The following is a 12,166-nucleotide window of genomic DNA, read 5'->3' as shown; positions in this document are numbered from 1 at the left end:
TGTAGTTCTGCCTCTACTTGCGTCTTGTTTTTATTGTGCAGTCCTCCGATAAATTGAAAATACTCCTCTGGTGTGAGGTGATCTATTAAAAACCCCTCATCTAAATAAGATGCGGTATATTCTTTCCAAATTTCAGTGGAAGAAACATTTTTTTCTTGGGATAACACTTCGCCAGCGTCGGGCCTAATTAGGTCGAGTATCATTCGAAATAAAGTTGTTTTGCCGGCACCATTATTCCCAATTAGGCCGATAGATTCGCCTTTTTTGATAGTTAATTGTGGGATATTTACCACATTTACCCCATAATATCCCTTTTTTAATCCTTGTATCTCAATCATATTAGTTATTTCTAAATCCTTCTGCTATAGTAAAACGTTTTTTCTGAAATTGTTTGATTAGTAAGTTTAACCAAAAATCTCTGGTTAAAATGAAAATTAGTCCGGAGAAGCCAATAAATGCAATTCCAGCATCCGGATAGCCCATTGCACTAAATGGATAATATACTATAAATGGACTTACTAAGAGAGGGAGCGACAAAATCCATTGCGATGCCCCAACACCTTCCCAGTTGAATGCCGAACCTTTACTCAGATCAATTCTTTTGTAATTCTGATTGGCAAAAAATAAAACCAAAACGGTATTGATTCCCAAGTTCCAAATGAGCATAACAAAATGGATAATTAATACTCTCCATCCAAAATAAACATAGGGGATTGTTAACACAAACGTGACGGAAGAGAAGAGGGTAAACAATAGAAACTTCGCTTTAAAAAAATCTTTAATGCTTACTTTGCTCACCAATATCCCATCAAAATGAGCACTTTGCCAGCTAAACATAAACTGCCCATAATTAATGATGAAGATGCCGGTCATGAACATCCCACAAAAGAGAATGGGGTAATCTGATAAATCAGGCCTATTATAGAAAATCAGACCGTAGAACATAAATACAATGCTCGTCATAATCACCGATCGTGGGCGCTTATTTCTCAGAATTAGTTTGAGTTCATTTGCTGCTAAATCTCCTGCTAATCCAAATCTTCCTAAAAAAGGTATTTCAGTGCTCGATTTATGAGAAACACTGGCTTTACTAAGCTCTTCCAGATATAAATTGCTTTTCAAATACCTGAAATTAATCAGGTAGATAATTGCTGCAAGCGTTAAAAAGATTAGGCAAATGATCGGATTACTCAATAAAAGGCTAAAAATTTGACCAGATAGTGCTGAAATGGAAAAGAGCTTAAAGTAAAAATCTAATGAAAAAAATAGTAAGAGGGTTCCAAAGAAAATAAGCATCCAAATGGCATTCAGATTAATTTTTCGTTTAATCCACAAACTAAAAAAGTGGTTTGTAAGGGTTAAGCCCAAAATACTTATAACATATGCTCCAAATACTAGATAGCCATGCACCGGCACTAGCACCTTAACTAAAAACGGCATGCTTAAAAGAAGTGGTGTGAGGTTGAATGCACTGCTTAAAGAAGTGATGGATAGGTAATTAATTAACTGATTTTTTTTAAGTCGCAGATGCAAATAGGGTCTAACAGCCAGAGTTGGAAGTTCCTGCAATTGGAAACGCATTAATAAGTCCATTAAAAAGTAATATAGAATGAAACTATTGAAGGTTTGGATGCTATTCTGATTGGGAAAAGTTTTTTCAAGTATGGTATCCATAAAAAATGCCAAAACTAATACATTTAGCAAAAGATATATTACTAGAATTGCCATAAAAATGCGCATGGCAATGCTTTTGCCTGTATTTTTTGAGCGCCAAAATGCTTTAATTTGGTGGTTCAGGAATGTTAATATCATAGCTAAAGTTAGGAATTTTTTCTTTGTAGTTAATATTTATATTTCTCTTTCCAGAGAAGTTTTAGGTGCTCACGTATTTTTTCTTCAGCATTATTTTTTCCTGGATCATAGATAAGTGTCCCGCTTAGATTTTCGGGCAGATACTCTTGCTTTGAAAAATTATTTTCAAATTGATGTGAATACTCATACTCTTTTCCATAGCCAATGTTTTTCATTAGTTTGGTGGGGGCGTTTCGTAAATGTAGGGGTACCGGTTGATCACCCGTTCTCGCGACTAATTCTTGCGCTTTATTAATCGCTTCGTAGCTAGCGTTACTCTTTGCAGAGGATGCTAGGTAAGTTACCGCTTGAGACAATACAATTCTTGATTCTGGCCATCCAATTACATTCACCGCCTGAAAACAGTTATTAGCAAGGAGCAGTGCATTAGGATTTGCATTACCAATATCCTCAGAGGCTAAAATAACTAATCGGCGGGCAATAAATAGTGGATCTTCACCGCCCGCAATCATACGTGCCAGCCAATATACTGCAGCATTTGGATCACTGCCTCTAATCGATTTGATAAAGGCAGAGATAATATCGTAATGTTGTTCTCCCGCCTTATCATATATGGCCATGTTTTGCTGTACATATTTCAGAACCAATTCATTGTTAATGATCACCTCTTTGGTATTCACCGCATTTATAACGAGTTCGAGTACATTCAGAAGTTTCCTTCCATCGCCTCCGGAAAGTCGCAGGAGGGCCTCATGTTCTTTAATGATAATCTTCTTTTCCTTTAAATAATTATCCTGGCTTATCGCTTTATTTAATAATTCAAGCAAATCATCTTCGGAAAGATTTTTCAGAATATAGACTTGACTTCGTGAAAGTAAGGCCGAAATAACTTCGAAGGATGGATTTTCGGTGGTTGCTCCAATGAGTGTGACCAAGCCTCGTTCCACCGCACCTAAAAGGGAATCCTGCTGCGATTTTGAAAAACGATGAATCTCATCGATAAATAATATCGGAAGATTTTCATTTTCTTCTTTTAGTAAAGCCGCTTTTTCAATTACCTCACGAATGTCTTTTACGCCTGAATTGATCGCACTCAGACTAAAAAACGGGCGGTTTAACTGTCTTGAAATGATGAATGCCAATGTAGTTTTACCAACTCCCGGTGGACCCCAAAGTATTAAGGATGGTAAATGGCCACTTTCAATAGCCACACGTAAGATGGCTTCTTGGCCAACTAAATGTTTTTGTCCAACATAATCATCGAGTGTCTCCGGACGCATTCGTTCGGCTAATGGGGGAATTGTTGCCATTTAATTTTTATGATAATGTAGTTGCTCTAGCCTCTTGTAAGGTATTGATTATTTGTGCTTTTTTAATACTCAAAATAGATAATTACCCTATTTAATTGATACCTTAGGTTTAACAGGTAAAAGATTTTTAAAACTATTTAATTGTTCGAAAAGCAGTTGAAATTGCTATGTTTATGTCTCAAAATTAGCATTATTCATTTTGCCAATGTTCATCAAACGATTTTTATTAATCCTTTTTTTCAGTACAAGCTTATATATTACTAGTTTCTCTGAACCTATACGGTTAAATTCTATTTTGCTTCACTGGAGTATAATTCCCAAAAACTCTATTCTGGACTCGTTAAAACTCAATTCTGCTAATGCTAATCCATCAGAAGTTTTAGCCAGTCTAAAAAAAGTTGAAAATATCAAACAACTGCATGAGCAGTTGAGAGCATCAGATAATCCGCCACTTATTTTTCCTGTTTCTGCTGGTGTTTACTCTGGGTCACTAAAAAGCGATTCTTTAAGTGCATTCGACCAGCTTATCTTTCTTTATAGAAATTTATGCGATCGCCGTGCCGAAGCTGGAGCGATATATTCGTATGCAATCCATAAGGCTCTGAATGGTGATATGGATAAAGCTCTACTCATGTTTAACGAAGCTCTAGCCATCAATATTGCACTTAAGAATAACGAGGGAATGATTAAAAACTATCAAAATTTGGCGCGTGTTTATGCTTTTAAGGGGAGTTATTCTGAAGCAATTAGAACAAGTGATGCATTAGTGGATATTTCTACCCGTGCTCGTAATAATACATCACTTGCTAATGCTTACATGAGTCTTGCTCGATCATGGACGAGCCAAAATAATTTTCAAGAGGCAGAATCCATCGTACTTAAAAAAGCTCTGCCACTCCTATACTATAAATTGAATGATAAATTAGGTGCTATTAAATGTTATGATCAATTGGCACTTATTTATCAAAGCCAGAAAAGATTTTCTGAGGCCAAATGGTTTAATATCCAATCTAATTTGCTTGCCCGGAAAATTAATCATCCAGCAAGCATTGTAAACTCTTTAATAAATCTCGCACATGTCAAAATGGCAATTGGTGATTGGCAATTAGCCCTAGAGGATATTAAGGAAGCAGAACAACTGGCGGTTAAGAATCAATACAAATTTCATTTAATTGAAATAAAGAAAGACTTAAATGAGTTATATGGTAAATTAGGTGATTTGAATGCTGCAAATTTAGCTCTATCGCAGTTTTCAGCATTGAAACAAGACTTATTGCTTCCGACTAATATAAATACGAATCAAACTATTGATTTTTAATGATGGTTTTTTAATATTTTGAGCTTAATATTACACAAACATGTTACAAGTTTTCGCCATCAATTTGAATTTTGCGATACTTAAAGTTTAAATTTGGTATCAATTTGGATATCCCTAAATCTACAATGAAATTAAAATCAGTTAAAGAAATGTTAAAGAGATTATTCCTGGCCCTTTTTATTGTTGCAGCTTTATCCTGCCAGGCCGATCCAAGAGTAAATATACTTGTTGCGGATGGCGACCTGCAGCCCGACAAGCAACAATCAGTTATTACTAAATCGCTGGTTGAGTTGATGGAAAATTTCCATTACCACAAAGTAATTATTGATGATGCTTTTTCATCAATTGTTTTTGATGAATATTTGAAGGCATTAGATGGCGGTAAAACGTATTTTTTACAAAGCGACATTGCAGGTTTTGAAAAATATCGCTTAACTATGGATGATGATTTACGCGATGGTGATCTGAGTGTGGCTTTCTATATTTTTAATGTTTATCAAAAGCGCTATAATGATCGCGTGAATTTTGCACTTACAGAAATTAATAAGGATTTCAATTTTACGAGTAACGAAAGCTATACTTACGACCGTGAAAAACTGCCTTGGTTGAAGTCAGAATTAGAATCCAATAGCTTATGGTCAAAGCGTGTTAAGTACGAAATGCTCAATTTGAAGATTACCGGAACTGAACAGTCAAAAATTAAGGAAACTCTGAAAAAACGTTATGAAAATCTAATATCTCAGTCTACAAAATTCAATAATCAGGATGTTTTTCAGATTTTTATGAATGCATTTACCGGAACTATTGATCCTCATACAAGCTATTTCGTTCCAAATAGAGCGCAAGAATTTAATGAAGATTTGGCTCGTACATTTGAAGGTATCGGTGCTAGACTACAATTGGAAAATGAGGTGGTTAAAATTGCTGAAATTATTCCCGGCGGACCAGCATTTAAATCAAAAGCACTACAAGCAAATGATCGAATCATTGCGGTTGCACAAGGAAAAGATGGTGAGTTTGTGGATGTGATTGGCTGGAGGTTAGATATTACGGTTACCAAAATTAAGGGTCCAAAAGGTACAATGGTTCGCTTAAAGGTTATTCCTGCAGGACAAGAATTATCATCATCACCTAAAATCATAGAATTGGTTAGGGATAAGGTAGTTCTTGAAGATCAATCTGCTAAAAAAATCATTAAAACGGTTAATTCAGGTGGTAAATCCTATAAAATTGGAATTATTCAATTGCCTGCATTTTATGCTGATTTTAAGGCTTTACAAGCGGGGGATCCGAATTACAAAAGTACTACACGTGATGTAAAACTATTATTGGATACTCTTAAAAGGGAAAAAGTGGATGCAGTAGTTCTTGATTTGAGAAGCAATGGAGGAGGTTCTCTTCCTGAAGCCATCACCCTTACGGGGTTATTCATTAAATCCGGACCGGTTGTGCAAGTGCGTGATCGTAGAAATAAAGTGGAAGTGAGTGAAGATGAGGATGAATCGATTGCTTGGAATGGTCCGTTGGGTGTTTTAATCGATCGATTTAGTGCTTCAGCATCCGAAATCTTTGCAGGTGCTATTCAAGATTATGGTAGAGGGGTGATTATTGGTAATCAATCTTATGGAAAAGGTACCGTTCAACAAGGTATTGACATGTCGAGAATTATTAGTCCAAGTGATAAAATCATGCTTAAAGGTTTGCAGACTGTAAACAATAAAGGAGAAAATGCGGTTAGAACCAATGCTCCGGAATTCGGACAAATTAACCTGACTATGGCTAAATTCTATCGTGTAAACGGTAGCAGTACGCAGCATAAGGGTGTTGTTCCTGATATCGAATTCCCGACAGTATTCCCGAAAGATAAGTACGGAGAGAGTTCTGAGCCTCGCGCCTTGGTTTGGGATACAGTTCAGCCTAGTATTTTTTCGCCTGTTGCTAACCTAGCTAAGGTGAATGCAAATCTTTTAAGTCTACATCAAGAGCGTATGAAATCATCATCGGATTTCAAAGATCTTCAAGAAGATATCGCTGAATTTGCAAAGCGTGAGTCGGAAACGTCTATTACCCTAAATGAGGCAAGACTTAAGAAGGAACGTGAAGATCGAGAGGCAATAGCCTTAGAACGTGAAAATAAGAAACGTGTTGCTAAGGGATTGGCCCCATTGAAAAAAGGTGAGACCAAAGCTAAGGAGGATATAGATTTTATCCGAGACGAAGGATTACAAATTATGGCTGACTTCATTCAAATTAAATAATGAAGGCTCCGGTTTAATAGACTACCCTCAAATTTTAGATACTTAACTTAATAAGGGTATTTTTATTTATAATCAGATCGGGTTCGATTAATTTTACTAGCCTTTTTTGGATCTTAATTAGTGCTGTATTTTCTTACACATTTCATTTAGCTTGAAATCATAAGGGCTTCAAACACAAAAAATCCCCCAATCCATTCCAATAAATTGGTTTGAATTGGGGGAATATTAAAGCCTTTTAAATTAATCTTAATCAATAATTAAGCCTTTTTCTTTTCCTGCGTATCCATAATATTAATGCTCATCATTTGCTCCATGGTACGCTTCATGCCATCAGATGAACCGTCAAGGAAAATTACATTACCCTTGCCATTTTCAGCAAAATGCTTGATTGCCTCTGTCCACATGGTGAATAAAATTACCGAAGTATCTAGGTCTGCTGTTTGCATTTCTTTGGCCGCATGTGTCATACCCTTTGCAACTTCCTCGCGGAAAAGTGCAATACCTTGACCGCGTAACTGCGCAGCCTCACGTTCTGCATTGGCAGCAATTTTAATCGCATTTCCATCAGCTTCAGCAGCCTTAGTTTTAGTTATTAATAAAGCTTGGCCCTCATTTTCAGCGGCAGCCTTCAGGTTGTTGGAAGCAACAACACGGCTCATTGATGTTAATATTACCTCGTCAAAAGTGATGTCGTTAATTTGAAGATCTTGTAAATGATAACCCCAAGATTCGAGCACATTGTCTAATTGATCTTTTACGTGATCTACAATGTCTTTTCTAAGACTCAATACTTCTGCTTGTTTCTTGCTTGCTACAAAGGCACGAATGGTTCCTTCGATGGTACGAATTAGTGCCTGCATCAAGTTTTGCTCATTGATGAACTTAAAAGCTACATTTTTGATGGTTTCCTCATCCGGATTATTTACTGAATAAAGCACCATGGCTTTAAAATAAACATTGGCCTGATCAACGGTTACCGCTTGAAACTCAAGCTCTACTGCGCGATTTTGAATGGATACGCGCGAGTGTATTAACTCAATTAATGGAATTTTTAAACTTAAACCTGGTTTTAAGAGCCTTCTGTATTTACCGAAGACAGTGATAACAGCAATGGTACCCTGTTTAACAGTAACAAATGAACTGAATAAAACAACGATGGCAAAGAATAGGAGAATATAAGTCGTGTACATATATTTAATTTTTTTTGTCTCTAAATTTACTAAAGATAGTCAGATTTTTTGTCAAGAGAGCAATTCTGAATAGAATAGGTGGGATTTTGAATATTATAGGTTTAGCTTTTGCAATATTTTGTATGTAATAAAACTTTGCTATTGATGGAGCTATTTGGAAAAAAAAAAGCACCGTAAGTTGATTACGATGCTTTTCATTTATATTTTTTTACTTATTCTCTAAGTTTAGCAAGTAATCTGCCCCCTTTATAATAATATCGTCTCCAATAATCTTCATCTAAATCACTGATCATTACTCCTTTACTACTAGAGGCATGAGCAAATTTATTATTTCCCATGTAAACGCCCATGTGGGTAATTGAGCGACTTCCAATTTTGAAGAATACCAAATCTCCCTCTTTCAATTCTTCCTTGTTAATTGGATTAACCATACTAAAAATATTTCTAGAATTGGTTCCAATTAGCGTACTAAATACTTTATTGTATAATTCAAAAGCAAATCCTGAGCAATCAATACCTTTTTTTGTTCCGCCACCTAAGCGATAAGGAGTTCCTATCCAATCGTAAATAAATTCATAGAGTTTTAAATTAGAGGTTGCAGAAAGTGCAACACCCATAATTTGAGAGAAATATTCTTTAGCTAAATTATCAGGATCTTCAATTTGATTTTTCTCCTTTTGATCCTTTGCATTTGTTTGTGCGTTTAATGACACTGTAGAAATGAAAAGGAGGAGAAGTAAGATTACTTTTTTACCCATATTGCAATATTTTTCTAGTTTTAAATGATAAACTGAGTGAATAGATTTATACGCTTTATATTTCCAGAATGTTTCAAATATAGAAAAATTTATCACTTGACGCAAGTCGAAGTGCTTAACTGTCAATTTAATGACATAGTTTATAGATAGATACGATTAAAATTATGGATAAAGAGTGCAAACAAAACGGCTTACTATTCTTTTTTTAGGAAGATATGGTTAGATTTGTGGTTCCTATAAAGGAAAAAAAGAATTACACATACGATTACGAATGAGTTCAATAGAAATTACGAAGGAAACTTATCTTCAGTGGTACGAATCAATGCTGTTGATGCGGAAATTTGAAGAAAAAGCTGGACAACTTTATGGTCAGCAAAAAATTAGAGGATTTTGCCATTTGTACATTGGTCAGGAAGCTGTCATGGCTGGTGCTATGTCGGTACTTGGCCCCAATGATTCTATGATAACTGCTTATCGTGATCACGCACATGCTTTAGCAAGAGGCATGGGAGCGAATGAAATTATGGCTGAACTTTATGGTAAAGTAACCGGATGTTCTAAAGGTAAAGGTGGTTCGATGCACATGTTTAGCAAGGAAAAGAAATTTTTCGGTGGGCATGGTATTGTAGGCGGACAGATTCCTTTGGGCGCTGGAATTGCATTTGCAGAGCAATATAATGGAACAGACAATGTTTGTGTTTGCTACATGGGTGATGGTGCTGTTCGTCAGGGAGCACTTAATGAAACTTTTAATATGGCTATGCTATGGAAGTTGCCAGTAATTTTTGTTTGTGAAAATAATGGTTACGCAATGGGTACTTCAGTTGCTCGTACTACTAATATGGTGGATATCTACAAAATCGGACTTGGCTTTGATATGCCATGTGCTCCAGTAGATGGCATGGACCCAGTTGCTGTTCATAATGCGATGGATGAGGCGGTTCAAAGAGCAAGAAGAGGCGATGGCCCTACTTTCTTAGAAGCAAGAACTTATCGTTTTAAAGGTCATTCAATGTCTGATCCTGCTAAATATAGAACCAAAGAAGAGGTAGAAACTTACAAAGCAAAGGATCCTATTGAAGTGGTAAGAGCTACTATTGAGGAGAAACAATATGCTGATGAGGCTTGGTTTGACCAGATTAATGATAAAATAAAGGCAATTGTTGACGAATCAGTTAAATTTGCTGAAGAATCACCATGGCCTGATCCATCTGAATTATATGAAGATGTATATGTTCAATCTGATTATCCATTTATTCGCGACTAACCTAAACTTTTTTATAAAATACTAATCTGTAAATACTAATGGCTGAAGTAGTAAAAATGCCTAAAATGAGCGATACGATGACGGAGGGAGTTATCGCAAAGTGGCATAAAAAAGTTGGTGATAAAATTGGTTCGGGTGATCTGGTTGCTGAAATAGAAACAGATAAAGCGACTATGGATTTTGAGTCTTTCCAAGAAGGAACGTTATTGTACATAGGTGCTAAGGAGGGTGAAGCAGCCCCTGTCGATTCAGTAATTGCCATTATAGGGGCACCTGGAGAAGATTTTCAGGCTCTTTTAACGGCTACTCCAGCTCAAAATACTTCTCCAGAGCCAATTGCTGAAAGCAAACCAGCTGCCGCAAGTGCCCAGACTCCAGCAAGTAGCGATGCAGATGCTGAAGCCCTTGGTGCTACCATTATTCGTATGCCACTTTTAAGTGATACCATGACTGAAGGTGTAATTGCACAATGGCATAAAAAAGTTGGCGATAAAGTAAAAAGTGATGATGCTCTTGCTGATGTAGAAACCGATAAGGCGACTATGGAAGTGATAGGTTATGCCGATGGAACACTTCTATATGTGGGTGTTGAAAAAGGGCAAGCAGCAAAGGTTAATGATATTATTGCAATTGTAGGTAAAGAGGGGACAGATGTTTCTCCTTTTCTTAATTCAGTTTCAAAGACACAATCTAATACGGCAGTTGCTCCTGTTAGTGCAGAAGCTAAACCAGTGCAGGAAACTGCTTCTACTACCAAGCAAGAAGTCCAGTCTGATGCTAGCTCACGCCTAAAAGCATCGCCCTTGGCGCGTAAGATTGCCAAAGATAAAGGTATCGACTTATCCCAAGTGAAGGGTAGTGCTGAAGGTGGACGAATTGTTAAAAAAGATATTGAAGGGTTTAGTCCAGGGGCACAAAAAGCAGTTGTTTCAACAGAATCTAAATCTGTAGAAGTGACTAGGGCGCCAATCCCACAATTTATTGGGACAGAAAAATATACAGAGAAGCCTGTTTCTCAGATGCGTAAGGTGATTGCTAAACGCCTATCTGAGAGTTTGTTTAGTGCTCCTCATTTTTATTTAACCATGTCTATTGATATGGATAGCGCAATAATAGCACGTACTAAAATCAATGAGTTTTCTTCTTCGAAAATTTCGTTTAATGACATGGTATTAAAGGCTGTTGCTGTAGCGTTAAAACAACATCCAAATGTTAACTCATCTTGGTTAGGAGATACAATCCGTTATAATGAGCATGTAAATATTGGTGTGGCTGTTGCGGTAGAAGATGGTTTACTCGTTCCTGTGGTGCGTTTTGCTGATGGGAAATCGCTTTCTCATATTTCTGCTGAGGTAAAAGATTTTGCACAGCGTGCCAAATCCAAGAAATTGCAACCTTCTGATTGGGAAGGCTCAACATTTACGATTTCAAACCTTGGAATGTTTGGTATTGATGAGTTTACTGCGATTATCAATCCACCTGATGCTTGTATATTAGCAATTGGTGGAATTCAGCAAATTCCTGTTGTTAAGAATGGAGCTGTTGTTCCTGGAAATGTAATGAAAGTTACGCTTAGCTGTGATCATCGCGTGGTTGATGGTGCAACAGGTTCTGCATTCTTGCAAACTTTGAAAGCATTGCTTGAGGAGCCTGTAAGATTACTCGTTTAATTCAATAGAATCCTATTTATATGCCTTTCAGCTTAATACTGAAAGGCATTTTTGTTTGAGAACAATTTTTTTACACTCAATCAGCTGTTAGAATTTTTGATATATTTTTGCTTAAATTTAACTTACTGAGGGCTTTAACTTGACCTTTTTTAATTTAATCTGACTGAGGTGATATTGGTAATTTATCACGTATGAAAACTAGTTTATATCTTGTAAAATCATTTTTTTAAATATTTTCGACATGAAACAGACCTTCACTTATATCATCATTCTTTTTATCTTTTCATCCTGTTTAAATTCCCCAAACCCTCAAAAGATAGTTGATAAGAGTATCGCCTATTATCGAATGGATAAGCTAAAAAACGCTAGCCTTGAATTTACTTTTAGAAATATTAAATTCAAGGTCATGCAAAATGAAGGCCAATTTCGCTATGAGCGTACTTTTGTAGATTCTTCAGGTATATTTCATGATATCATTGATAATGAAGGATTTAAAAGGTTTTTGAACGAGAAAGAGCTTAAATTGGACAGTCTTGATTTAGCCAAACATTCTCAATCTTTAAATGCAATGGTGTATTTTTTG

Annotated in this window: 10 protein-coding genes; 5 read left to right on the top strand and 5 right to left on the bottom strand. The window is 36.2% G+C overall.

What is annotated here, in order from left to right:
- The 3 genes from ACILQF_RS05430 to ACILQF_RS05420 form a co-directional block, all read right to left on the bottom strand.
- Nucleotides 1–338: ATP-binding cassette domain-containing protein (locus ACILQF_RS05430; protein WP_395626399.1), on the bottom strand; the 338-nt coding region annotated here is incomplete at its 3' end.
- A gap of 1 nt (nucleotide 339) precedes the next feature.
- Nucleotides 340–1,812, bottom strand: coding sequence for a DUF5687 family protein (locus tag ACILQF_RS05425; RefSeq protein WP_395626398.1), 1,473 nt, complete (start codon nucleotides 1,810–1,812; stop codon nucleotides 340–342).
- A 29-nt stretch (nucleotides 1,813–1,841) separates the two neighbouring features.
- A complete protein-coding gene (locus ACILQF_RS05420) occupies nucleotides 1,842–3,122 on the bottom strand; it encodes a replication-associated recombination protein A (protein WP_395626397.1) in 1,281 nt (426 codons plus the stop codon).
- Nucleotides 3,123–3,417: 295 nt separating this feature from the next.
- Between ACILQF_RS05420 and ACILQF_RS05415 the strand changes: the two genes are divergently transcribed.
- Both ACILQF_RS05415 and ACILQF_RS05410 read left to right on the top strand, forming a co-directional pair.
- Nucleotides 3,418–4,440 carry a tetratricopeptide repeat protein gene (locus tag ACILQF_RS05415; RefSeq protein ID WP_395626396.1) on the top strand — a complete coding sequence of 341 codons (1,023 nt, stop codon included), beginning with the start codon at nucleotides 3,418–3,420 and terminating at the stop codon, nucleotides 4,438–4,440.
- A gap of 125 nt (nucleotides 4,441–4,565) precedes the next feature.
- Nucleotides 4,566–6,698 (top strand): carboxy terminal-processing peptidase, encoded by a 2,133-nt coding sequence (locus tag ACILQF_RS05410; protein WP_395626395.1) that lies wholly within the window; start codon nucleotides 4,566–4,568, stop codon nucleotides 6,696–6,698.
- Between the two features lie 257 nt (nucleotides 6,699–6,955).
- On the opposite strand, the gene ACILQF_RS05405 is transcribed toward ACILQF_RS05410, so the two are convergent.
- Nucleotides 6,956–7,888: an SPFH domain-containing protein gene (locus ACILQF_RS05405; RefSeq protein ID WP_395626394.1), complete on the bottom strand. Its 933-nt coding sequence runs from the start codon at nucleotides 7,886–7,888 to the stop codon at nucleotides 6,956–6,958.
- 212 nt (nucleotides 7,889–8,100) lie between these two features.
- Complete coding sequence (locus ACILQF_RS05400) at nucleotides 8,101–8,646, bottom strand: C40 family peptidase (protein WP_395626393.1); 546 nt, start codon at nucleotides 8,644–8,646, stop codon at nucleotides 8,101–8,103.
- 271 nt (nucleotides 8,647–8,917) lie between these two features.
- Between ACILQF_RS05400 and pdhA the strand changes: the two genes are divergently transcribed.
- The 3 genes from pdhA to ACILQF_RS05385 all read left to right on the top strand — a co-directional run.
- Nucleotides 8,918–9,913, top strand: coding sequence for a pyruvate dehydrogenase (acetyl-transferring) E1 component subunit alpha (gene pdhA / locus ACILQF_RS05395; RefSeq protein WP_395626392.1), 996 nt, complete (start codon nucleotides 8,918–8,920; stop codon nucleotides 9,911–9,913).
- A 38-nt stretch (nucleotides 9,914–9,951) separates the two neighbouring features.
- Nucleotides 9,952–11,583 (top strand): pyruvate dehydrogenase complex dihydrolipoamide acetyltransferase, encoded by a 1,632-nt coding sequence (locus ACILQF_RS05390; protein WP_395626391.1) that lies wholly within the window; start codon nucleotides 9,952–9,954, stop codon nucleotides 11,581–11,583.
- A 241-nt stretch (nucleotides 11,584–11,824) separates the two neighbouring features.
- Nucleotides 11,825–12,166, top strand: a 342-nt coding sequence (locus tag ACILQF_RS05385) for a hypothetical protein (protein WP_395626390.1), incomplete at its 3' end; no start/stop codon positions are given.

This window comes from Daejeonella sp. (genome assembly GCF_044232565.1).
Taxonomy (GTDB): Bacteria; Bacteroidota; Bacteroidia; order Sphingobacteriales; family Sphingobacteriaceae; genus Daejeonella.
This window is presented reverse-complemented; position numbering and strand designations above follow the sequence as displayed.